At 44.7% G+C, this 22,439-nt stretch carries 20 protein-coding genes; 16 read left to right on the top strand and 4 right to left on the bottom strand.

Going from position 1 to position 22,439, the window contains the following annotated elements:
• Positions 1-102: 102 nt before the first annotated feature.
• The 7 genes from ACSX1A_RS20005 to ACSX1A_RS19975 all read left to right on the top strand — a co-directional run bounded on the left by ACSX1A_RS20005 (position 103) and on the right by ACSX1A_RS19975 (position 8,412).
• Complete coding sequence (locus tag ACSX1A_RS20005) at positions 103-2,166, top strand: GAF domain-containing SpoIIE family protein phosphatase (protein WP_439881401.1); 2,064 nt, start codon at positions 103-105, stop codon at positions 2,164-2,166.
• A gap of 19 nt (positions 2,167-2,185) precedes the next feature.
• The gene (locus ACSX1A_RS20000) at positions 2,186-2,524 is read left to right on the top strand and encodes an STAS domain-containing protein (protein ID WP_439881400.1); all 339 of its coding nucleotides are present in this window, start codon (positions 2,186-2,188) and stop codon (positions 2,522-2,524) included.
• Positions 2,517-2,927: an ATP-binding protein gene (locus ACSX1A_RS19995; protein WP_439881399.1), complete on the top strand. Its 411-nt coding sequence runs from the start codon at positions 2,517-2,519 to the stop codon at positions 2,925-2,927. The genes ACSX1A_RS20000 and ACSX1A_RS19995 overlap by 8 nt, the downstream gene beginning before the upstream one ends.
• A 162-nt stretch (positions 2,928-3,089) precedes the next feature.
• Positions 3,090-5,396 (top strand): peptidylprolyl isomerase, encoded by a 2,307-nt coding sequence (locus ACSX1A_RS19990; RefSeq protein ID WP_439881398.1) that lies wholly within the window; start codon positions 3,090-3,092, stop codon positions 5,394-5,396.
• Between the two features lie 114 nt (positions 5,397-5,510).
• Complete coding sequence (locus ACSX1A_RS19985; protein WP_439881397.1) at positions 5,511-6,875, top strand: foldase protein PrsA; 1,365 nt, start codon at positions 5,511-5,513, stop codon at positions 6,873-6,875.
• A gap of 6 nt (positions 6,876-6,881) precedes the next feature.
• Complete coding sequence (locus ACSX1A_RS19980) at positions 6,882-7,847, top strand: AAA family ATPase (protein WP_439881396.1); 966 nt, start codon at positions 6,882-6,884, stop codon at positions 7,845-7,847.
• A 136-nt stretch (positions 7,848-7,983) separates the two neighbouring features.
• Positions 7,984-8,412 carry a hypothetical protein gene (locus ACSX1A_RS19975; RefSeq protein WP_439881395.1) on the top strand — a complete coding sequence of 143 codons (429 nt, stop codon included), beginning with the start codon at positions 7,984-7,986 and terminating at the stop codon, positions 8,410-8,412.
• A 76-nt stretch (positions 8,413-8,488) separates the two neighbouring features.
• On the opposite strand, the gene ACSX1A_RS19970 is transcribed toward ACSX1A_RS19975, so the two are convergent.
• Complete coding sequence (locus ACSX1A_RS19970; RefSeq protein ID WP_439881394.1) at positions 8,489-9,352, bottom strand: SDR family NAD(P)-dependent oxidoreductase; 864 nt, start codon at positions 9,350-9,352, stop codon at positions 8,489-8,491.
• Between the two features lie 172 nt (positions 9,353-9,524).
• Between ACSX1A_RS19970 and ACSX1A_RS19965 the strand changes: the two genes are divergently transcribed.
• Positions 9,525-10,154 carry a GNAT family N-acetyltransferase gene (locus ACSX1A_RS19965; protein WP_439881393.1) on the top strand — a complete coding sequence of 210 codons (630 nt, stop codon included), beginning with the start codon at positions 9,525-9,527 and terminating at the stop codon, positions 10,152-10,154.
• Between the two features lie 24 nt (positions 10,155-10,178).
• Here the strand turns inward: ACSX1A_RS19965 and ACSX1A_RS19960 are convergent, their stop codons facing one another.
• Positions 10,179-11,330, bottom strand: a complete 1,152-nt coding sequence (locus ACSX1A_RS19960; RefSeq protein ID WP_439881392.1) for a hypothetical protein — start codon at positions 11,328-11,330, stop codon at positions 10,179-10,181.
• A gap of 160 nt (positions 11,331-11,490) precedes the next feature.
• Between ACSX1A_RS19960 and recA the strand changes: the two genes are divergently transcribed.
• The 5 genes from recA to ACSX1A_RS19935 all read left to right on the top strand — a co-directional run bounded on the left by recA (position 11,491) and on the right by ACSX1A_RS19935 (position 16,305).
• Positions 11,491-12,537 carry a recombinase RecA gene (gene recA, locus ACSX1A_RS19955; RefSeq protein ID WP_439881391.1) on the top strand — a complete coding sequence of 349 codons (1,047 nt, stop codon included), beginning with the start codon at positions 11,491-11,493 and terminating at the stop codon, positions 12,535-12,537.
• Between the two features lie 166 nt (positions 12,538-12,703).
• Positions 12,704-13,513: a DUF3108 domain-containing protein gene (locus tag ACSX1A_RS19950; RefSeq protein ID WP_439881390.1), complete on the top strand. Its 810-nt coding sequence runs from the start codon at positions 12,704-12,706 to the stop codon at positions 13,511-13,513.
• Between the two features lie 170 nt (positions 13,514-13,683).
• Positions 13,684-14,373, top strand: a complete 690-nt coding sequence (locus ACSX1A_RS19945; RefSeq protein WP_439881389.1) for a response regulator transcription factor — start codon at positions 13,684-13,686, stop codon at positions 14,371-14,373.
• A 3-nt stretch (positions 14,374-14,376) separates the two neighbouring features.
• Positions 14,377-15,417, top strand: a complete 1,041-nt coding sequence (locus ACSX1A_RS19940; protein ID WP_439881388.1) for a sensor histidine kinase — start codon at positions 14,377-14,379, stop codon at positions 15,415-15,417.
• Positions 15,418-15,594: 177 nt separating this feature from the next.
• Positions 15,595-16,305 carry an RluA family pseudouridine synthase gene (locus ACSX1A_RS19935; RefSeq protein ID WP_439881387.1) on the top strand — a complete coding sequence of 237 codons (711 nt, stop codon included), beginning with the start codon at positions 15,595-15,597 and terminating at the stop codon, positions 16,303-16,305.
• A gap of 65 nt (positions 16,306-16,370) precedes the next feature.
• On the opposite strand, the gene ACSX1A_RS19930 is transcribed toward ACSX1A_RS19935, so the two are convergent.
• Both ACSX1A_RS19930 and ACSX1A_RS19925 read right to left on the bottom strand, forming a co-directional pair.
• A complete protein-coding gene (locus ACSX1A_RS19930; RefSeq protein WP_439881386.1) occupies positions 16,371-17,351 on the bottom strand; it encodes an NAD(P)H-quinone oxidoreductase in 981 nt (326 codons plus the stop codon).
• A 132-nt stretch (positions 17,352-17,483) separates the two neighbouring features.
• Complete coding sequence (locus ACSX1A_RS19925; RefSeq protein ID WP_439881385.1) at positions 17,484-18,710, bottom strand: ABC transporter permease; 1,227 nt, start codon at positions 18,708-18,710, stop codon at positions 17,484-17,486.
• A gap of 345 nt (positions 18,711-19,055) precedes the next feature.
• Between ACSX1A_RS19925 and ACSX1A_RS19920 the strand changes: the two genes are divergently transcribed.
• The 3 genes from ACSX1A_RS19920 (at position 19,056) to ACSX1A_RS19910 (ending at position 22,186) form a co-directional block, all read left to right on the top strand.
• Positions 19,056-19,421 carry a BlaI/MecI/CopY family transcriptional regulator gene (locus ACSX1A_RS19920; protein WP_439881384.1) on the top strand — a complete coding sequence of 122 codons (366 nt, stop codon included), beginning with the start codon at positions 19,056-19,058 and terminating at the stop codon, positions 19,419-19,421.
• A gap of 1 nt (position 19,422) precedes the next feature.
• On the top strand, positions 19,423-21,210 hold the full coding sequence (locus tag ACSX1A_RS19915; protein ID WP_439881383.1) for a M56 family metallopeptidase: 1,788 nt from the start codon (positions 19,423-19,425) through the stop codon (positions 21,208-21,210).
• A 97-nt stretch (positions 21,211-21,307) separates the two neighbouring features.
• Positions 21,308-22,186, top strand: coding sequence for a TlpA family protein disulfide reductase (locus ACSX1A_RS19910; protein WP_439881382.1), 879 nt, complete (start codon positions 21,308-21,310; stop codon positions 22,184-22,186).
• Positions 22,187-22,439: the final 253 nt, after the last annotated feature.

Genomic DNA, 22,439 nt, shown 5'->3' with positions numbered 1-22,439 from the left:
CACTTTGACCTAAGAGCAAAAAATTTCTTACCTTTCACTAATAAAATCTTTCAGGATATACAAATTCTAACGCAGCAAAAGTTACACTCGGTTTTCCGTTTTATGCTATACAAAACGAACGCAAAATCTTTGTTTGTTACGACAGCTATTATTAGCTGGGCTTTGCTGTTGCTGAATGTTTTGCTTAGCGCAGAAGCAATCAAGCAGCCTGGCTCTGCCAAGCTGGCGATACCGCTTGTCAACAACCTGCTGATTGTTGTATTCATTGTGTCGGTTTTCCTTTTCCAGCGCATTAGTTCCGAAAGCCTGAAAGGCATCGACTTTATTGGCTACCTCTGGAATCTCTTTTCAAAGGCTGGCGTGGCCGCCTATGTCAGTGTTGCCTTGTTCCTGGGTTACAGGATTGTTACCAGCTATTACAATGTTAGCTCTCCTTTGCTGCTGCATTTCGTGTACCAGATAAACTTCGCATTGCTGGTTGTATTCCTGGCAAAGGCGTTTTATATCTGGCGACAGTTGCTGCTCTACCACAAAAACAAGTTCCTGCAGATAGCTTGGGACTGGTTTGAGCTGCTCGTATTCGGAACGTTGCTGCTCACACTGCTCAATTTTAATTATACAAGCTACATATTTTTACCACTGCTGGCGCTGCTCAGCTTTTACATCCTTTTTTTGTGCACCAACCTGAAGTGGGTGGCATATCTGACTTTCAACAACAAAAGCAGATCGCTTGTACTATTGGGAGCCATTCTGCTCAGCTGCTACATTTTCACACGCTTTTTCTATCAGTTAGCAGATAGTGAGGAGTTGGTTATAGATTATACTAATGTTGGTTTCCTGCTGTTGGCAATGCTGTTTGTTGGCTTGTACACTTGCGCAGCTTTCTTAGTGTCTTTGTTTAGCCTGCCCACATCCAGTGTGTTTGAGCAAAAAAGCGAAGATCTCCTTAACTTCCAACGTCTCAGCCAATCCATACAGCAGGGCCAAAGTGATGTTCAGGTATACGAAATGCTCTTCGGGAGCACCATTAAAGCTTCTGATGCCAGCGCCGCTTGGTTTGAACTGATCCGGAACAGTGAGCCACAGGTATCACAGATACTTAATATTAATGCAGAGCAAATTACCCGCATCCGCCATTTGTTACTGGCATACAACATCCAGAACATCGATTACATTAACAATAACCTGGATCGTAACCCCGGCTTCAGAGACCTTACGCTGCCCTGGAAATCACTGATCATACTTCCAATCAAATCCAAAAAACACTTGTTCGGTGTGCTATACCTTTTAAAGGATATTGAACAGGGCTTTGACCGCGAAACAGTTAATGTGCTCCGTACCTTCACCAGCCAAACGATACTAACTATCGAGAACCTGCGCCTCGTAAACGAGTCGTTGCAAAATGAGCGTTACAAGGAGGAACTTAAGATTGCAACACAGGTACAGGAAAGCCTTATACCTAAAACCTTTCCTACCGACAGCTGGTTTGAAGTGGCCACACATGCTGTAGCAGCCAAGGAAGTAGGAGGCGATTTTTATGATTTCCTGCAGCTTAGCGAGTCGCGTATTGCCATTATAATAGGCGACGTATCAGGCAAAGGTATTTCCGCTGCGTTCCACATGGCCCAGATGAAAGGGATTTTTCATGGCCTGATGCAACAGGATATGCCTCCAAGCGAATTTATGAAACAGGCTAACAGTGCCCTTAGCCGTTGCCTCGAGAAAACTTCTTTCATTACTTCCGCGCTATATATCATAGATTATAGAATGAAAGGCTTTATGTTTGCAAGGGCGGGCCACTGCCATACCTTGTATTATAACTCTATGATGGAAGACGTGTTTTACTTTCAGACGGATGGGTTAGGGTTAGGTATTATCCGCGACAAAAGCTACAACAACCACGTGCGTGAGATGTACTACGACTATAACCCTAGCGATGTAATGGTTATTTACACCGACGGTATTGTAGAGGCACGTAGTCCGGAAAATGAAGAATATGGTGAAGACCGCTTAAAATACATGCTGACTCAAACGTATCACCTGGAAGCAGAAGACATAAAATGCGCGATAATAAATGACCTGGAAGATTTTACCGGACCAGGTAACTTATATGATGACCAAACGTTGCTTGTTATAAAATTTAAACCTCTACAAACAAACGACTAAAAGAGCCGTACATATGCCGATGAAAATTACACACGAAATCAAAGACAACACCATCATCATAACCCTTGATGGTGAACTGGACGCCAGCTCTTCTGTAATACTGGATGAGGAACTATCTGACCCGGAGATCATGAAATACCACAAGATCCTGGTAGACTGTGAAAACCTGAACTACATATCCTCTGCCGGCCTTGGTGTGTTTATCTCACACTTGCAGCGTTTTGAAGATGCGCAGATAAAGTTAATTTTCTTTAACATGCAGGATAAGGTTCGTAATGTTTTCGAAATCCTGGGCTTGGATCTACTGATGACCATTGTGTCGGATTACGACGAAGCCATGACCATTGCAGATGAATAATTCCATTCGGGTAAATTGTACTAAAAAGAATTTAAAGCTGATACGGGACTTTGTCACGGAATATCTGCATGCCCTTACGCTTTCAGATATCCTGATGAACCAGATCGTATTAGCTGTGGATGAGATATGTGCAAACCTCATCATCCACGCCAACCAGGAAGACCCGAATAAATTTATTTCCCTGACTATTCAGAAAAAGCAGGAAATGATAAGTTTTGAGATAGCTGACCAGGGAGTACCTTTCAGCCGCTCAGAATACCAGGAGCCCAATATTGAAGAGCATATCCGTATCGGAAAAAAAGGCGGGGTAGGCATAGCGCTCGTTAACCGGATCATGGATAAAGTGGAGTTTACCTCCAATGGCAGCAAAAATGTTTGTATCCTCTACAAAAAAATTAAATAAGCCACTCAAGCACACTTTTATACACCTTTTCCCGTTATTCGGAACAAAACCGAATGCAATAGTATTATAGTGGTAATTTTTGACTAATCTGTCAGAAAATTTAATTAAAATTGCATGATCTGATCCCGATCAGCTAAACAAATTCTTGTTTATAATCAACCTATGCGCAGCAACCACTTACTTGTTGCAGCCGCCCTGTTTGTGGCCGGATGTACTGCAACCAAGAAGAACGATTCCAAAGAACCAGCCATCGCGACACTCGGCTTCGAGCCAATTTCTACATCAGAGTTTCGCTACGTTTACGAAAAAAACAACGCTGGCAACGACGATGCTTATACACGCGAGAGTATAACCGACTACCTTAACCTTTATACTAACTTTAAATTAAAAGTTAAGGAGGCTGAGAACCGTGGTCTGGATACAACAATGGCTTTTAAGCGTGAGTTGGAAGGCTATAAGGAGCAGCTTGCACAGCCTTACCTGACCGAAAAGAGCGTAACAGATCAGCTGGTAAAACAGGCTTATGATCGCCTGCAGCAGGAGGTTAACGCCTCTCATATCCTGATCACGCTACTACCGGATGCAGCACCTGAGGATACCCTGGCCGCTTACAATAAAGTGTTGGCTATACGCCAGCGCGTACAAAACGGGGAAGACTTTGGTAAATTAGCACAGGAGTTCTCTCAAGATCCTTCGGCGGCTGAGAACAAAGGAAACCTGGGCTACTTTACAGCCATGCAAATGGTTTACCCTTTTGAAGATGCCGCTTATAAAACTCCGGAAGGAGAGGTCTCTGCCCCTGTTCGCACCCGTTTTGGTTATCACCTGATTAAAGTGCACAACAAACGCCCGGCACGAGGTGAGGTTAAGGTAGCGCATATTATGGTTCGCGCAACGCCTGGCATGCCTAAAGCAGACTCGTTGGTAGCCAAGCAGCGCATTGACGCTATTTACAAGCGCTTGCAACGAAATGAGAGCTGGGATAAGCTGGCCGCTGAGTTTTCGGAAGATGCTAACTCTGCCAGCAACGGTGGCGAACTGCCATGGTTTGGCACGGGCCGCATGATCCCTAATTTTGAAGATGCCGCTTTCGACCTGCAAAAAGAAGGCGCCATAGCCAAGCCGGTACTAACCCCATATGGCTGGCACATTATTAAGTTGATCGACAAGCGAGGCTTGCCTCCGTTTGAAGACATGGAGCAAAACCTGCGCAACAAAATAGCCAAGGATTCACGATCAGAACTAAACAAAACAGCTTTCCTGAAGCGCATTAAAGCAGAGAACAACTTCACTGAGAATGCCACAGCTAAAACTGCCGCCCTTGCCAAAGCATCTGATGAATTACTGAAGGCAGCCTGGGATTTTGACGCCAACGACAAAACCCTGGGGCAGACACTCTTTACTATTCAGGGCAAGCCTTATACTATTGGCGACTTTTATACTTATGTAAAAGAGCAGCAGCGCCCCCGCACCTCTGGCACGCCAGCGTATGCTATGGGCCAGTTATATGATGCCTTTGCTGATAAGAGCCTGATGGAATACGAGAAAGCTAATTTGGCCAATAAGTACCAGGATTACCGCATGCTGGTGCAGGAGTACCATGATGGCATCCTGCTTTTCCAGTTAATGGACGAAAAAGTATGGTCTAAAGCTGTGGAAGACTCCGTTGGCCTGAAAGCATATTACGAGCAGAACAAGGAGAAATATAAATGGGGACCGCGTGTGCAGGCCACCATCATTAGTGCCGCTAACAAAGACCTGCTGAACAAAGCAGCAGCTCAGCTAAACAACCGTCATTACCCGGTAAAATCTGCAAACCTGACAGATGTGATGTTTGAGCAGAACAAAGCTGATCTTAGCAAAGAAGCGACCATCAGGTTAAATGAGTTTGCGGAGATTCTGAAGAACAACCCTTCCCTCTCCCTGGATGTGAATGGCCATGCCGATGCCCGCGAAGCAGCTTCTAAAGACAATGTTGCCGCCGCACGGGCACAACGTATCGTTAAATACCTGCAGGAAGAAGGTGTTCCGGCTTCACAGCTATCGATGAATGTACTTGGCAAAGCAAAGCAGGCAGGTCCGGACAATACTGAGACTGGCCGCCGCCGCAACCGCCGCGTTTCCTTTACCCTTTACACATCCGAACTTAGTGCGCTTGCGGATAATCTAAATGAAAACAACCCGCTTGGTGTTCAGATAACAGATAAGAAATTTCAGAAGGGAGATAACAAAGTACTGGATACTGTTAAGTGGGAGAAAGGCACTTATACCGTTCAACAAAATGGACGTGAGTACCTGATCATCATTTCAGAGGTGTTGGAACCTGCATACAAGCAGTTGAATGAAACACGCGGACTTGCCATTTCAGATTACCAGAATTACCTCGAGAAACAGTGGGTAGAACAACTGCGTGGCAAGTATCCGGTAAGCGTGAACGCAACAGAAGTAGAGAAAATCATTAAACAGTAGTTTCACCTGAGGCTGGTCCTTTTTTTGCTGTACAACCAGGCAGAATTCGAAACTAAGAATAAAGCAGTATCTTGCACGTTGATTAAGCAGCGTGTTTTAAAAAGAAGAATAACATTGAGAAAGACAATCAAATTTGCCAGGCTTACCTTTGTTGCAATTTGCTTCATCGTTACTTCCGTTACGGCATTTGCACAGGTACCGGTTCAGCGTAAGGTGGATGGCATTATCGCCAAAATAGACAACCACGTTATCCTTAAGTCTGAGCTGGAGTTTAACTACCTGCAATACCTGGCCCAGTCAAAGCAACAGCCAAACGAGGCGATCAAATGTGATATTTTCCGTTCTCTGGTACAGGATAAGCTTTTACTTGCCCGTGCCGAAATTGACTCTGTAACGGTAGAAGATGCTATGGTAACAGATCAGCTTAACCGCCGCGTAGAGTATCTTACTGCTCAGGTGGGTGGTGTGGAGCGCCTGGAACAGTATTACAACAAAAGCATTCGCCAGTTAAAAGAAGAACTGCGCACTACTGTCAGAGAGCAGATGATCATGGAGCGGATGCAGCAGCAGATTGCCGGTAAGGTAAAAGTGACTCCTAAAGAGATCAAAAAATATTTTAACACGATTCCAACAGACAGCTTGCCCTATTTCTCAAGTGAAGTGGAGTTAGGCCAGATCGTGAAATACGCCCAGGTAAGCAAGCAACAGAAACAGGCTGCGCGCGAGCAACTGGAAGCTATCAGACAGCGTATACTTGCCGGCGAAGACTTTGCTACACTCGCAAAGAAATACTCCCAGGATCCGGGGTCAGCACAGGCAGGTGGCGAGTTGGGCTTCTTTAAAAAGAAGGAGCTGGTGCCGGAGTATGAGGCAGCTGCTTTACGCCTTGAACCAGGTCAGATATCCAATGTGATCGAATCACAATTCGGGTTTCACCTGATCCAGTTGATTGAGCGTAAAGGCCAGGAGTTTAACACACGTCACATTCTTATCAAGCCGGCAACGGCCACTGTAGATGTGAAAGAGGCATCCGTTGCATTAGACAGCATTCGTACGCTGATATTAAACGACAGCCTTACTTTTGCCAAAGCGGCCAAGGAATTCTCTGACGATAAGAATACAAAAGATACAGGTGGTATGATCACGAGCCGTTCCACAGGCAGCATGTACATCCCAATGGACCAGGTTGACCCGGCTATGTTCTTTGTGATTGACACCATGCAGGTAGGCGAAATATCAAAACCAGTTCCCTTCCGTACTGATGATGGCCAGGAAGCAGTGCGTATACTTTACCTGAAGTCTAAGTCTAAGCCGCACCTGGCTAATTTGCAGGATGACTATCAGAAGATAGCCACCGCAGCGTTGAACGAGAAAAAAGGGAAAGCCATTGACAGTTGGTTCCGCAAGAACATAGAAACTGTTTTCATTGAAATTGATCCAGAGTACCAGGATTGTAAGGTGCTCGAGCTAACGCAATAAGAAACTATGACGCAGTACTCCTCTGACAAAGAAGCAGCCGACGCACTATACGATGCCTACCGGACATTAACTTCAGAAATATCGAAAGTAATTGTAGGCCAGGAAGAAGTCGTAAAATTAGTACTCACAGCTGTTTTTTGTCAGGGTCACTGCCTTTTGGTGGGCGTGCCAGGCTTAGCCAAAACCCTCCTGATCCAAACCATTGCCTCATCCCTGGACATGTCGTTTAGCAGGGTGCAGTTCACCCCAGACCTGATGCCCTCCGATATTGTTGGCGCAGAAACCCTGGACAAAGACCGCAATTTTAAGTTTGTAACAGGCCCGGTGTTTGCCAACATCGTACTGGCCGATGAGATAAACAGAACCCCTCCTAAAACACAGGCAGCCTTGCTGGAAGCCATGCAGGAACATTCCGTTACTGTTGCCGGCCGCCGGTACGATCTGCCAAAGCCATTCTTTGTACTGGCCACTCAGAACCCCATTGAACAAGAAGGAACCTACCCCCTGCCTGAAGCCCAGCTGGACCGGTTCATGTTCAACATCACGCTAGGCTATCCCAGCTATGAGTCAGAATTGCAGATCGTTAAAAACACGACCGGAGCAGTTATGACACAGCTGAACAAGATTCTTCACTCTGACGACATCCTTGCTTTCCAGCAATTGGTGCGTCGCGTGCCGGTTGTAGATAATGTAGTGGAGTATGCCGTGCAATTAGTGCATAAAACCCGCCCTAACATGCCCATGGCTTCGCAACAGGCAAACCAGTACCTGGAGTGGGGCGCAGGCCCAAGAGCCTCCCAGCATTTAATTGTAGGTGCTAAATGCAATGCCATTCTAAACGGCAAGTATAGCCCCGATATTGAAGATGTACAGGTTGTAGCCCTCCCGATACTTCGTCACCGGATCGTACGCAACTTTAAAGCGGAAGCAGAAGGCGTTACTGTAGAGCGTATCATCAAGGAGTTACTGTAAAATTCTAACTCTGTGCAGGATTCAAAAGCTGCACTATAAGCCACTCATTCTCGCAATCAGGATCAGCACCCGTTGGATGTAAACCAAATTGGTGTAATTTTGCATCTAATCTTTTTTCAACATTACCTATAAGCTTATGGAAGCGGCTGCTTTATACTTTCGCTTTAAAGATAACCTGGCAACTATAGCCGGCGCCCTCAACAGCAAACTGGAAGTAGGCACATTGCCCTACAATACTTCTATTCCGCTGGAGATAAACCTGCTTGCTGACCTGCTCCGCCTGCACGGTCTGGAGTTTTCTTCTGACACTCCCGGAGCTGCCCGCCTTTTTGATTTTCAGCAGTGGTATGCACTAAACGAAGAGAAGGTAAATGAGGTAATGCACCATATTTTAGAAGATAAAAGAGCTTATATAAAAACTGCAACAGGCACCGTGCTGCAAAAAGAAATGCTGTACCGCCGCCTGGAATTCTTTAAAGAATCAGCGCATACGCTGGATGTAATGATGATTCAGCAGCAGTTACATAGCCCTAAGCATTTCAACTACCCATACCTGAACGCTTAAAATAGCCATAGATATAATAAAGCCGCCGCTCTAAGATCAGAGCGGCGGCTTTATTTTTGGGGCCTCCTTGAATGCTTTACTTTCTTATGGAAGTATGCCCGTCCTTGGAATGATTTAACTTCAGCTCACCTTCCGGTTGTTTTTTCATACTGGCATCGGCCTGGTCTCCCACCCCACCTTTGGCAACCGTTATGCCACCATCAACCATATAAAGTGCACCTGTTACATAAGATGCTTCATCTGAGGCAAGGAAGAGATACACATTGGCCACTTCTTCCGGCGTGCCACGGCGCCCCATTGGCGTAGCTTCTTTCATGGTTTTTACCATCTTGCTATCCATTGGGCCCGTATCATCATGCGTCCAGGCAGTATCAATAGGCCCTGGCCCAACTAAGTTGCAGCGAACCCCGAACTGTGCCTGCTCCACGGCCAGTCCCCGCATAAAGGCATGCATAAAGCCTTTTGTACCTCCGTATGGAGTATTCTGTGCAATACCTATCATTCCTGCCTCAGATCCTGCAGAAACGATATTCCCTTTGGTTTTGTGCAGCTCCGGCAGGGCCGATCTACTCATGCAAAAGGCAGAGCGCAGGTTATTGCGTATCATATAATCGAAGGCCTCTTCTGAATAATCCTGCAACAGGTTTACCTCCGGAAACACCCCTGCATTGTTTACCAGGACATTCAGTTTACCAAACTGCTTAACGGCAAGTTCTACGCAACTTTTTGCATTAGCCATTACCGAAAGATCTCCGGTGAAAGCAATGGCATTGCCGCCATTATCCTGTATGGATTTTGCTACGTCTTCTACAGGGTCTTCAGGAAACCCTGCAACCACTACACTTGCGCCTTCCGCCGCAAACTTTTTACATATTGCTTCACCAATACCTGTTCCGCCACCAGTTATGATGGCTACTTTGTCTTTAAGTCTGTTTCCCATTAGGTTATATTGTACTTTAAATGTTAAACTATTATTCCAGTTTAACGGAGAAACAGTTTAGCAGTTAAAGCAGGCTAATATTATTCGCTGAGAGCGCACGTTTTTCAATGGTTAGCGTAAGACATAATTTAGGCACCCTGTGCTTAAACACCCAAACTTAGTTACAACCAACATGAGTATTTTATACCAAACCCTCTCCGATTCTTTTAAAGAACAATTAGAAACAGAGCACTTACTGTTAAGGCCCTACCAGGAAGGCGATGCGAGTGATTTTATGCGCCTGTTGCAAGAAAACCCTTCCATACTTAACCCTGCCTTTGGAGGGCGACTGGCGCGGGTACGTGCCCTGGATGATGCCCGTACGCAAGTGAAGCAGCTGCGTACTGAGTGGGACAATCGTAAGATCTTTGATTTTGGAGTATGGCTGAAAGAGGATAATGTTTACATCGGAGACATTGCATTAAAGAACATTGACAGGCGCATACCAAAGGCGGAACTGGGGTTGTATTTCACCAGCTGGCCTGAAACACGTGACCTTGCCATTGAAGGCATGAAAGCCGTTATCCGTTTCGCTTTTGAAACCCTTGAACTGAACAGGCTATACCTGCGATGTACGGCTTTTAACGCAGACTTTGGCGAACTGGCCGAGCGCTGTGGTTTCTTAAAAGAAGGTGTACACAGAAGCGACTACAAGAATGACGAATCTCAAGAGCTGCTAGACCTGAGCTTTTACGGCATGACGCGGGAAGACTACGAAACAACCCTGCAGGAGGAACAGAACAGCGCTACAGCGGTGGTGTAGGCTTGTCTTAAAAGAAACTGTTGACTACCTACGTGGTTTAGCTACAAAGAAATCTGTATCGAAGGTGAGGTAGAAGGCATTTGAGAACTCCAGCTTCGGGTCATTAAGGTCTACAACTGGTTCCAGCCTGATTGACAGGTATAGGTTATCCAGTATCTCAATGTCTTTCATGAACCTGAGTATAAGTATACGTCGGTCCTCCTGGAGGAAATCCGGATTTTTGAATGTGGTGGAAGCCGACTGATAAAGCTTACCGCCAAGTTCTGCTATATAGCCATCCCCCTGCCAGTAACTTAGCATCACATCCTGGTACTTTGTATCAATACCCGCGTTAAGGTAGATGCCGTGCCCTTGCTGAAAAGGCAGCAAATACTCATTTGAGAAGTCTTTAAAACCGACAAGATAATTTTTGGTATACAGGCGGTGCAGCACCTTCCGGTCATACTTCTTCTCAAGTTCAAGGCCAACAGCCATGTTAACCACTGTCAGTAAAGGCAACTCTGAAGCATCAATCTGCCCCCCACGGTGTTGTGCCGTAAACTGCACTGGCAGTGTCAGGCGCAGGCTATCGTTTAAGTTGCCGCGTCCCTCCTGCTCCAGCAGTTTAATTGCCACTACGGCACCTCCGTTAATTCGCTCCTGGTCATCCTCTCCCCGGTACAGCATGTGTGCCCAGTCAAGCCAGGTGTCAAGGTTTACAGCGTGAGTTTGCAACCTGTATTGAAGTCCGTTTTCGAGCCTGTTGTTTATTACCCGCTCAAAGTCATAGAGCGGTTCAATGTACCCATGGCTCAGGCTACCTTCCAGTGTTCCAAATATCAGCTTCCAGTTCTCTTTTGCGATGATGGCCGAGAAAGTGGGCGCAATGTCCTGATACCCCGAGCTACCAAAGTCCTTCCAAAGGAAAACACCTGCATCGATGCGCACAAATGGAGCAGGTTGGTAGATCAGTTTCGGGTTGAGCTGATAACCAAATAGGGTATAGCCATCGGCAATTTTGTTGAAATACTCATTGTTCTTGGAGAAGCCTAATGCATACAGCCCAAATCTAATTTCATTAGCATTTTCGGGTTTAACAGGCATCGTTTGCAGCAATGCATCGTTGTGCAATTGTGCCGAAGCTAATCTACTACAAAACAAGGCTATAATTAATGCAAAAAGCGAAAAAATACGCATAAATTTATTTCAAAAATGGGACAAAACAGGTGCATCCTGTGTTGTAATCAGTCGGCAGTAAACAACTAAAATTTTTAGTAAAATAGTTTTTTGCTTTCTTGCAAATAGCTATCGAATGTAGTAATTTCACCTTCAATATAATTCAAATAATTAAACACACATGAGCGTAAGCAACGAAAAACTTAAAGCCTTGCAGCTAACCATGGATAAGCTCGACAAAACATACGGTAAAGGCACCGTAATGAAGTTGAGTGATAACAAGGTAGAAGACATACCTGCTATTTCTACTGGCTCGCTGGGGCTGGATATTGCTTTGGGTATAGGCGGCCTACCACGTGGCCGTGTCGTAGAGATCTACGGACCGGAATCTTCAGGTAAAACCACGCTTACCCTGCATTGCATTGCTGAAGCACAGAAAAAAGGAGGCTTGGCAGCATTTATAGATGCAGAACACGCATTTGACAGAGTGTACGCCCAGAAGCTTGGCATTGATACTGAAAACTTATTAATATCGCAGCCTGACAACGGTGAGCAGGCACTTGAGATCGCTGATCACCTGATCCGTTCAGGCGCTATTGACATTATTGTAATTGACTCTGTTGCTGCCCTGGTGCCTAAAGGTGAACTGGAAGGCGACATGGGTGACAGCAAAATGGGTCTGCAGGCTCGTTTGATGTCACAGGCACTTCGTAAGCTAACCGGTACGATCAACAAAACCGGCTGTACCTGTATCTTTATCAACCAGCTGCGCGAGAAGATCGGTGTGATGTTCGGTAACCCTGAGACAACTACCGGTGGTAACGCCCTTAAATTCTATGCTTCAGTACGCTTGGATATCCGTCGTATCGGCCAGATCAAAGAGAGTGCAGATAACATTACCGGTAACCGTACCCGTGTGAAGGTAGTGAAGAATAAGGTAGCTCCTCCGTTTAAAGTAGTTGAGTTTGATATTATGTATGGTGAAGGCATCTCTAAGGTAGGCGAAATACTTGACCTTGGCGTTGAACTGAACATCGTACAGAAGTCTGGCTCATGGTTCTCTTACAATGGAGATAAACTTGGTCAGGGTCGTGATGGCGTGAAGCAGATCCTGCTGGACAACCCGGAACTGATGGAAGAAATAGAAGGAAAGATCAGGGCTATTGTAAAAGGAGAGCCTGAAAAAGTGGCTGCCGCACTTGATGATGCAGCCGCTGCAAGCGAATGAACTCTTTTCCCAAACTATAAGTAAATATAAAGGAGCTATATATTATAGCTCCTTTTTTACTTCATAATGAATTGATTAGCTATAAATATCTGTTTAACTTAGCACAAACGCCGCAGTTGGTATAAAACTTGATTAATAGATGAACACAACTGAGCTAAGAGAGCATATGAAAAAAACTTTGCCAATTATACTTATAGTACTAGCCGCTACATTTGGCTTTGTCACTAAAGATCGATTACGCACTATACCCAACGAAAGCTTCTCCTCCGGAGAAATTTTGAAGTATAAAGTTCACTATGGACCTATAACAGCAGCAGAAGCCGTGATAAACGTGGCTCCTACCATACAATATGTTAATGGAAGACCCTGCTACAGCGCAACCGTGTATGGCAAAACAACCAGCTCTTTCGATCTTTTTATAAGGATCCGTGACACCTGGCAGTCCTATATTGATACCGCGGCCATAGTACCTCACCGATCATTCAGGAATATTGAAGAGGGTGATTACCGTAAACGCGAAACCGTGGACTTTAACCATTTCAAAAATACGGCCCTCGTAGAGAAAAAGAAAAAGCACAAAGATAAAGAGACCAGCAATTATAAAATTCCGGATAACGTGCAGGATGTTGTGAGTGGGTTTTACTACCTCCGCACCATTAACTATGACAACATGCGCATAGGCGAAAAGGTAAATGTGCAAGGCTTTTTTGATGAAGAAACCTTTAACATGGAAGTAACTTATAAAGGCAAAGAAGTAGTGAGTACCAAAGCCGGCGACATAAAAGCCATTAAGTTAACTCCTAAAATGCCGAACAATGACATGTTCAAAGGAGAAAACTCGATTGTGGTTTACTTGTCCGATGACAAAAACAAAATTCCGGTAATGATCCAGGCCGAAATGTTTGTAGGTTCGGTAAAAGTAAACCTCTATGAATACAAGAACTTGAAACATAAAATAACATTAGCTAAGAATTAAGTAAAAAAGGCCGGTATTGCTCCGGCCTTTTTTTTTGCACCTCCCCTGAACACTGTACCTCATCAGAATGTTAAGAAAACGTTATGATTTAAGTTCAAAGGTTTATATTAGGTAACGAATTGTATCTTTGTTATGGAATTATAATTCTTAAGAACACTAATCCATACATTTTGCAAACTGCATCAAGCTATAAAGTCCTAGTAGTAGACGACGATCAGGATATCGTGGAACTGCTACAATACAACCTGACTAAGGAAGGTTATGACGTTTCTGTAGCCGATAATGGCAAAAAGGCAATTGAGGTGGCGCAGGCGGTAAAGCCGGATGTTATCCTGATGGATGTGATGATGCCCATACTTGATGGAATAGCTGCATGTCGCCAGCTTCGCGAGATGAGCGAATTCAAGCACACACATATTATTTTCCTGACGGCACGCTCAGAGGAGTTCTCAGAAGTAGCGGCTTTTGAGGCCGGAGCCGACGACTTTATAACTAAGCCTATTAAGCCACGTGCTTTGCTTAGCAGGCTTGCAGCTTTTGCCCGCCGCGAATCGCAGCAGGAAGAACAGGATGCGGTAATTGAGATCGGCAACTTGCGGATAGACCGCACCAGTTTTGCTGTGTATAAAGGAGACCAGAAAATTACGCTCCCAAAGAAAGAGTTTGAACTGCTGGCTTTTTTGGCAGCAACACCAAACAAAGTATTTACCCGCGAGGAGCTGTTAAACAACGTGTGGGGCAACGATGTGTATGTAATTGCCCGCACCGTGGATGTGCACATCCGGAAGGTGCGCGAAAAGATTGGCGAAGAGAATATCAAAACTATAAAAGGTGTCGGTTACAAGTTTAACACCGACTAATACATGAACTTCAACTCCCGTACGCTTACTCTTATAATATCATTGGCGGTGGCATTAGTGCTTACCGCCTTTCTTGCTTTAGCCAGCTACTTCTCTTCAGAAGGTTTCAAGGTGGCACTGGTAATAGTGTTCATCAGCTGCTTTTTACTGGTATACTTTTCCTATGAGGCACTGGTACTCCGCGAGATTAAGAATGTGTACTCAAGTCTGGAGAAAGTAAAGAAGCAGGATTTTAAGAAAATAGAAAGTAAATCTACTTTCAACACTGACCCGCTTACTAAAATAAAGGATGAGATCTACCTGATCGCCGAGCGCAAGCAGCAGGAAATTGATGAGTTGAAAAGCCTGCAAGCTATGCGGCGCGAGTTTTTAGCGGATGTGTCGCATGAACTTAAGACCCCCATTTTTGCGGCCCAGGGCTTTATCCATACTTTATTGGATGGCGCCATGGATGACCCAAACGTGCGGGAGCGTTTCCTTGAAAAAGCTGCTAAAAGTCTGGATGGGTTAGATGCACTGGTACAGGATCTGATCAGCATATCGCAGTTTGAGAAAGGCGTGGTAAAGATGGCCAAGCGTAACTTCGATGCGGCCCAACTGGTGCGCGAGGTATTTGAACAGCTGGAGCAAAAAGCAGAGAAGAACAAGATCAACCTACACCTGGCTGTTGATCCAAAGGAACAGATCATACTTTTTGCCGACCCTAACCGTATGCGTCAGGTTTTTATTAACCTGATCGATAACGCCATTAAGTATGGACGTAAGGGTGGAAATATTTGGGTAATGTTTGAAGAAGGCAAAAAGAAGTTTACAGTTACAGTAAAAGACGACGGTAAAGGAATTGCCCTTGAGCATATCAACAGAATCTTTGAGCGCTTCTACCGCATCGATAAAAGCAGGGCCCGCGATACAAGCAGCACTGGCCTCGGACTTGCGATCTGTAAGCATATCGTAGAAGCCCACCGTTCTTTCATTGCCGTTAAGAGCGAAGTTGGCAAGGGTACTACCCTGCGCTTTAAACTACAGAAAGCAAAAGCAGCGTAGGCACCATTTAACACTCCAAAATCATCTGACAGGCACCCACAGATGCTTTACTGCTTGCAGCTTTACCTCAACAATTTATCTTCTGCCAACCTACAAGCATCCACCAACAATTAATATTGCGTATCTTTGCAGGACACACAGTATTAGAAAGACCTGTGTCTTAAAGTTTAAAAGCAGATGAAGTACCCGGTTTTTAAAGACCTTATCATATTTGAGAACGAGGATTACATTGTTGTAAATAAGCCTCCTTTTCTCTCAACACTCGAAGACCGCACCCCTAACACCACAAACCTGTTAAAGATAGCCCGGCAATATAATCCCGAGCTTCAGGCATGCCACCGCCTGGATAAGGATACGTCAGGATGTTTGGTTTTTGCAAAGAACCCGGAGGCTTACCGCCACCTGTCAATGCAGTTTGAACACCGGCAGGTTTACAAGGTATACCATGCGGTAGCCTGGGGCGTGCATAAGTTTGAGGATGAATTGGTGAGCAGGGCAATTCAGCCCAATGCAAAAGGAGTAGCGCATCTAAGCCCAAAAGGCAAGCCAGCTGATACATATTTTACCACCCTGGAGAGTTATAGCCGCCATACCTTAATTGAGTGTATGCCTGTAACTGGCCGGTTGCACCAGATTAGGGTACATTTAGCATATTTAGGAGCAAACATTGTAGGCGATGAGCTTTATGGTGGAGAGAACCTGTACCTGAGCAACCTAAAACGCGGGTATAATTTAAAGCAGCATACGGAAGAACTTCCGCTGATCAAGCGCTTTGCACTGCATTCCTTCAATATTGGCTTTACCTTACTGAACGGTGAACCAGTTAAGATCGAAGCTCCATATCCTAAAGACTTCGCAGTATTGGTAAAGCAGCTGCGCGCTCATTAAAAATAAACAAAATACCTCCCTATACAGGACTTGTTTGTATCCTATATAGGGAGGTATTTTAATACTTAGCTCACCCGAAGCACGATCTTGCCGATATTCTTGTTTTGCTCCATATACCGGTGCGCCTCTGCTACATCCTGCCAGTCATATACAGAATCAACAACAGGTTTGATCGCACCGGATTTAAAATGCGGCATGGCAAAAGAGATCATATCCTGAGTTAATTTAACCTGGTAATCCTTTGGCCTGGTGCGTAACGTGGAACCCATCACCTGCAGACGCTTCACTAAAATTTTACGCAGGTCGAACTCGTTCACTATTCCGCCGCCAAGGCTGGCAAGTATAACAAGCCGGCCATCGAGGCGCAGGCATTCAATGTTCTGCTTAAAATAGGGGCCGGAGATAAAATCCACGATCACGTCCACTCCCTCTCCATTGGTGTAAGCCAGCACTTCATCCTCAAAAGCTACCTGCTGATAATTAATTGTTTTATGAGCGCCCAGCTCTTTGCAGGCATGCAGCTTAAATTCTGATGCGGTCACGATAACTTCTGCATCCATTTTCCGGGCCAACTGTATGGCAGCCGTACCAACACCACTTGCCCCTGCATGTATTAGCGCCCGCTCACCGGACTTTAACTTCCCCAGCCAGGCAAGGGCCTGGTAGGCTGTCATAAACACTTCAGGTATAGCTGCAGCCTCTTCCATGGATAAGTTATCCGGCACAGGCATAGCCATGTCCTCGTCGATAACAGCATACGCTGCGTAGCCACCGCCTGGCAGTAGTCCGAAAACTTTATCACCTTTCTTGAAACGCTTGCAGTTAACGCCCGCTTCAACTACTTCTCCGGCTATCTCTAAACCCAGCAAAGGACTTGCCCCCTTTGGTGGCGGATACTTGCCCTGCCTTTGCAGCGTATCAGCACGATTCAGTGCAGTGGCATGCACCTTCACCAGTAGCTCGTAAGGCATAGGCAATGGCTGTTCGTATTCCCCAAGCGTCAGTTGCTCAGGTCCTCCCGGTTCTTTTACAAGTATGGCTTTCATAGTTCTTTATTTGGCTGTTTTAATAGACGGAAGTTTACATCAGAAGGATTTACAGACGGCAATATCGATTTCAGAAAAGCTGCTGAAGCACAGGGGTATTTCTAAAACCGGGCTGTAGCAAAATATTTGCCGCTACTCTCTCCGGATTGCATCAACCGGATCGAGTTTGGCGGCACGCGTGGCGGGGTAAGTGCCAAAAACAATACCCACAATTACTGCCACGACCGCAATAACCATAAAGGTATCCATTGTATATACTGCCCTGAACGGCACATCAACAAAAGCCTTAACTATGGGTACAATGGCAAGGGTGGCAAGTATACCTAAAAGCAAGCCAAGCATACTCCCGAACAACGACACAGAAACCGACTCTGCCAGGAACTGCATCAGGATATCGCGCTTTTTGGCACCCATCGCTTTGCGTACACCTATCTCTACGGTGCGTTCAGTTACTGATATCAGCAGCACATTCATCACCCCGATACCACCAACAATTACTGATATACCCACGATCAGGCCCATTACTACCCTGAACAGCAGAAAGCCTTTGGCCGCCTGCTCTACTCTACCTTCGTTTGTCGCTACGTTAAAGTCTGTCGTATCTGCCGGAAACCTGGTTTTAAGCCAGCCCTCTGCATAACTTTTAATGGCGGGCACATCCTCTATTTTATTTGCCTCGAGTACTGCTACCGGAGGATCTGCCTTGATCTGCTCTTCTGTGAGCAAAGTAACCGGGAAATAAAGGCGTGCAGATTTATCATCGTCTGCAGGCAATACACCCACTACCTTTACCTGTAAACTATCAAAGGCAACTATTTTCCCCAGGAGATATGCAGCAGAGTCTTTACCGAACGCATTTACCGCGAAGCTATGGTTTACTATGGCAACTGGCTTTTGCTGCTCCACATCGGCTTCGCTAAAAAAACGGCCATACTCAATTTCGGCATCTGTGGGATAATAAATATTAGTGGCCATCAGGGAAGTACCCAATGACTTCTGCCTGCCTGCTACCCAAACTTCGCTTTCACCTTTTGCCTGAATAAAACCCCGCGAAGGTTTCGGCGACGATGCCTCCAGGTCCTTAAATGTTTTGTAGTCAAGGTAACTATACTTGTTTTTGCGCAACATCACATCATCAACCCGCTTGTAGGTGCTGCTGGTAATCACGACAGCTTTAAGGTCGGTAGTTTTTGTGATCTGCTCCTGCGCAAATTCTTCCAAACCATCAATTAACGACAATACTGTAACCAGTGCCGCCACCCCTATAACAATACCAAGTATAGATAACAAAGTATGGAAGAGCCTGGAACGGATGTTCTGCTGCGCCAGCGAAAAGGATATGAATAGTTTCTTTAGCATAGTATAATTTAAGAAGCACAGGTATAAATATAGGATTTATACTTCAGCAATTCTACTGTTATGAAAGTGCGCCTGAAAGTGGTATTTCCTGGGCTTGATACGGGATTTAGATCCTATAGAATGAGCGTGTATTTTTGATTCAAAACACAGGATGAAACTGCCCTACCTGTGAACTAATCTTGTAGGGTGAGAAGGATGACAGTCTCAAACACAACTACTATTATCTACCCATTTAACCTGAAAAAAATCACTGTGAGGAACAATTAACCAGATCAAAAATATTTACGAAACTTTCGTAGCTTTTATTACGAAACATTCGTAACTATACGAAAACATCGTAGTACTATGGAAAAGTTAACCCAACAAGAAGAAGAAGCCATGCAGGTGATCTGGGAAACCGATGGCGGTTTTATAAAGGAATTCCTGGAGAAGTTCCCTGAGCCGAAACCTCCTTATACTACCCTGGCATCCACGGTTAAGAACCTTGAGAAAAAAGGCTTCCTGAAAAGCGAAAAGCTCGGAAACACCTACCGTTATCTGCCCCAGATAAAGGCTGAGGATTATAAGAAGCGATTTATGAATGGGTTTGTAGGAGATTACTTCAAGAACTCTTACAAAGAATTGGTAGCATTTTTTGCCAAAGACCAGAAGATCAGTGCTGAAGAACTGAAAGAGATTATTAACATGATCGAGAACAAAAAAGCAGAATAATATGCCGGCCTTACTCTTATACCTCCTGAAAGCGAACGTAGCCCTGGCCCTGTTTTACCTGGCTTACCATTTCGTGCTGCGGCGGATCACCTTTTATACTTTAAACCGGGTGTTCCTGCTGTTTGGTTTGCTATTTTCTTTCCTGTACCCTTTCCTGGACCTGTCTGTATTTTTTGAGCAACACGAGCCCTTGGCAATTGTGCATAGCTATGCTATAGCCATGCCTGCCACTTGGCAAGCAGCTCCAACAACAACTCCGGAAACTCAGGCATTCGATTACTGGCTGATACCAATAGGTTTGGTATTGGCTGGGGCATTTGTGGTAGCCATACGCTTGTTAATGCAGTTTATCTCACTCTATAAAATTCACATTCGTTCTGAACCTGCAGCTTATAAAAGCATTGGGTACAGAAAGGTGCAAAGTATAAAACATGCTTTTTCGTTCTGGCAGTCAATCTACCTTAACCCTGAACAGCACAGGCAGCAGGAACTTGACGCCATACTAAACCACGAGCTGGTGCATGTAAAAGGCTGGCATACATTGGATGTGCTTTTAGCTGAGTTTTGCACGCTATTGAGTTGGTTTAACCCAGGTGGGTGGCTTATGAAAAAAGCCATAAAAGAGAACCTGGAGTTTATTGCTGATCAAAATGTACTTACTGCCGGCGTGGACCGGAAAGATTACCAGTACCTGCTGCTGAAAGTAACCGGTATTTCAGAGCCTCAGATCGCCAATCAATTTAACTTCTCACCGCTTAAAACAAGAATAGCCATGATGAACAAAATGCCAAGTACTAAAGCGAATCAGCTAAAGCTGCTGATTGTGCTGCCACTTGTAACTGTGCTGTTGTTTGCTTTCAGGAGTGCCTCAAGCAGTTCTGAGCTTGTAGCCAACGCAGAACAAGCTGCCACGCAAACAACGCTGCAAGATGGAGGAAAAGATATTCCAAAAGAACTAAAGGAGTACCTGGAGCGCCATCCTGCCATCAAAAATGCAAGGATGAAAGTTATTGATAACAGAAACTCACTTGTTGTACATTTAAGAAAAGGCGGTACAGAAGTCTATTACCTGGATGATGCTAACAGCATAGCCGCCCTTGAAAGCAAGTATGGTAAATTACCTGAACTGCCTCCGCCACCTGCACCAGTTGCACATGACGCTGAGAATTTGCCAGCTCCGCCGCCGCCAGTACCAAGCGCAGTTGTATACTATATTGATGGGGTAAAATCTACTGAAAATGCTTCCAAACAGCTAAATCCAAACGATATTCATAGCGTGAATGTGCTTAAAGGGGAAGGCGTGAAAAAATTGCTCGGCGATGCCTCTCAAGCCAAAGACATTATCTCTATTACAACCAGGGAAAAACAAAATTCTCCGGAAGTGATAACATTTAACAAGAAGATTTCTGCTGAGCTTCCGGTTCAACCTCGGGTACAGGTGAAAGTTAACCAGCAAGACGAGCTGCCAACACCGCCTCCACCAAAACCACAAGACAAGAGCGAGCCATTTATCTTTATACTTGACGAAGTAGACTATTATAAGAATCAAGCTAACTGGCCTGCTGATTACAAAGACTTCCTGAAACGTAATCCTAACGTTGAAAAAGTTGGCTGGATCAGCGATAGAATAGACTGGAATTTGGAGTCGATCGTGATTTACCTGAAGTCTGACAAAACAGATGTATACGATTATGGCAAAAATCCAGTAATTCCGGCTGCTGAGGCTAAGTATGGGCAATTACCCCAGTTACCACCTCCACCACCGCCAGTAAGAAGCTTCCAGAATTAAACTATAGTTATAGAATCATTCCTAAAATCTCTCCTCATATTGACGAACAACTTGTTCTACTGACATTTAAATCTGTAGTTCTCAACATAAACTCTTCATGAAAAATTACCTCCTACTCATTTTACTGTTTTCTGTGCATCTCCTGTATGGGCAAACGCATGTGGCTCCCAAACCGTCTTATGTTATCCTCATAAACAATGAACTTGCCTCCATGGAAAAACTGGAGGCATATGCAAAACAGGGCTATGTCAAATCCATGAACAAAGGGGTATCTGAGGAGAAACATGCCGAGCTAGTAAAGCAGTTTGGTAATCAAATTGGCGATAAAGAATTCATTATTCTGATATCTCTGTTTACAGAGGAAGAAAAGGAAGCGAGAACAACAGGCAATAACGACGCCCCTGTCATTAACAATAAGGATGAAAACAAGGATGCGTTCGAATCAGATGTAAAGGATAATGCAAAGGATATTACCGTAAGCACGAACGATGGCAAAACGGTGAAACTGTCTGATCTAAGCAAAGAGGCACTGGTTTTAAATGTAAATGATGCTGCAAAAGATTTTACCGTAAACATGATAGATGGTAAAACGATGAGGCTGTCAGAATTAAGAGGGAAAATTGTGCTACTCAATTTCTGGGCTACCTGGTGTGCTCCCTGTCTTCTGGAGTTCCATGATTTCCCTTCAAAAATTATAGAACCAAACAAAAGCAATGACTTTGTGCTGTTACCTATATCCAGAGGAGAAACAAAGCAAAAAGTATCGAACAAGATGCTTGATCTGAAGAAAAGAGGAATAGACTTCAATGTCGGCGTTGACCCTGATGAAACTATCTGGAATCAGTATGCAAAAAGTGGTATACCTCTGAATTTCCTGATAGATAAAAACGGCATTATCAGATATGTGTCCATGGGTAATGGAGAGGCTAACATAGAAACGTTGGCTAAAGAGATCCAGAAACTCCTGAAAGAGTAACAGACCAAAAAGCAAACGCTTATAGTTTATAACAGCACAGCGGTAAATCAATAGCGCTGTGCTGTTTTTTTAGTTGTACCTTTAGCTGTTTCTATAACACACTAACAGGTAAGGACAACTTAGAAGCAAGAACTATAGTTAGCAGGAGCTATTTCCCTGATTAACGGTAATTTATAATATCGGTATTGCATATCAGATAAAGTCTTTCTATCTTTGTGACCATTTTTCAAGTACCGAAAGATCAATAATTAAA

It is taken from the genome of Pontibacter sp. MBLB2868, from assembly GCF_051904785.1.
Classification (GTDB): Bacteria; Bacteroidota; Bacteroidia; order Cytophagales; family Hymenobacteraceae; genus Pontibacter.
Note: the sequence above shows the minus strand (reverse complement) of the source record. Positions and strands in the feature narration are given on the sequence as shown.

Bases quoted from the DNA above. Each gene is read 5' to 3' on its own strand.
- ACSX1A_RS20000 (WP_439881400.1), top strand. From the start codon at position 2,186: ATGAAAATTACACACGAAATCAAAGACAACACCATCATCATAACCCTT.
- ACSX1A_RS19960 (WP_439881392.1), bottom strand. From the start codon at position 11,330: ATGCGTATTTTTTCGCTTTTTGCATTAATTATAGCCTTGTTTTGTAGT.
- ACSX1A_RS19940 (WP_439881388.1), top strand. From the start codon at position 14,377: ATGAACTTCAACTCCCGTACGCTTACTCTTATAATATCATTGGCGGTG.
- ACSX1A_RS19915 (WP_439881383.1), top strand. From the start codon at position 19,423: ATGCCGGCCTTACTCTTATACCTCCTGAAAGCGAACGTAGCCCTGGCC.
- recA (WP_439881391.1), top strand. From the start codon at position 11,491: ATGAGCGTAAGCAACGAAAAACTTAAAGCCTTGCAGCTAACCATGGAT.
- ACSX1A_RS19965 (WP_439881393.1), top strand. From the start codon at position 9,525: ATGAGTATTTTATACCAAACCCTCTCCGATTCTTTTAAAGAACAATTA.
- ACSX1A_RS19930 (WP_439881386.1), bottom strand. From the start codon at position 17,351: ATGAAAGCCATACTTGTAAAAGAACCGGGAGGACCTGAGCAACTGACG.
- ACSX1A_RS19950 (WP_439881390.1), top strand. From the start codon at position 12,704: ATGAAAAAAACTTTGCCAATTATACTTATAGTACTAGCCGCTACATTT.
- ACSX1A_RS20005 (WP_439881401.1), top strand. From the start codon at position 103: ATGCTATACAAAACGAACGCAAAATCTTTGTTTGTTACGACAGCTATT.
- ACSX1A_RS19980 (WP_439881396.1), top strand. From the start codon at position 6,882: ATGACGCAGTACTCCTCTGACAAAGAAGCAGCCGACGCACTATACGAT.
- ACSX1A_RS19925 (WP_439881385.1), bottom strand. From the start codon at position 18,710: ATGCTAAAGAAACTATTCATATCCTTTTCGCTGGCGCAGCAGAACATC.
- ACSX1A_RS19970 (WP_439881394.1), bottom strand. From the start codon at position 9,352: ATGGGAAACAGACTTAAAGACAAAGTAGCCATCATAACTGGTGGCGGA.
- ACSX1A_RS19910 (WP_439881382.1), top strand. From the start codon at position 21,308: ATGAAAAATTACCTCCTACTCATTTTACTGTTTTCTGTGCATCTCCTG.
- ACSX1A_RS19975 (WP_439881395.1), top strand. From the start codon at position 7,984: ATGGAAGCGGCTGCTTTATACTTTCGCTTTAAAGATAACCTGGCAACT.
- ACSX1A_RS19990 (WP_439881398.1), top strand. From the start codon at position 3,090: ATGCGCAGCAACCACTTACTTGTTGCAGCCGCCCTGTTTGTGGCCGGA.
- ACSX1A_RS19920 (WP_439881384.1), top strand. From the start codon at position 19,056: ATGGAAAAGTTAACCCAACAAGAAGAAGAAGCCATGCAGGTGATCTGG.
- ACSX1A_RS19935 (WP_439881387.1), top strand. From the start codon at position 15,595: ATGAAGTACCCGGTTTTTAAAGACCTTATCATATTTGAGAACGAGGAT.
- ACSX1A_RS19995 (WP_439881399.1), top strand. From the start codon at position 2,517: ATGAATAATTCCATTCGGGTAAATTGTACTAAAAAGAATTTAAAGCTG.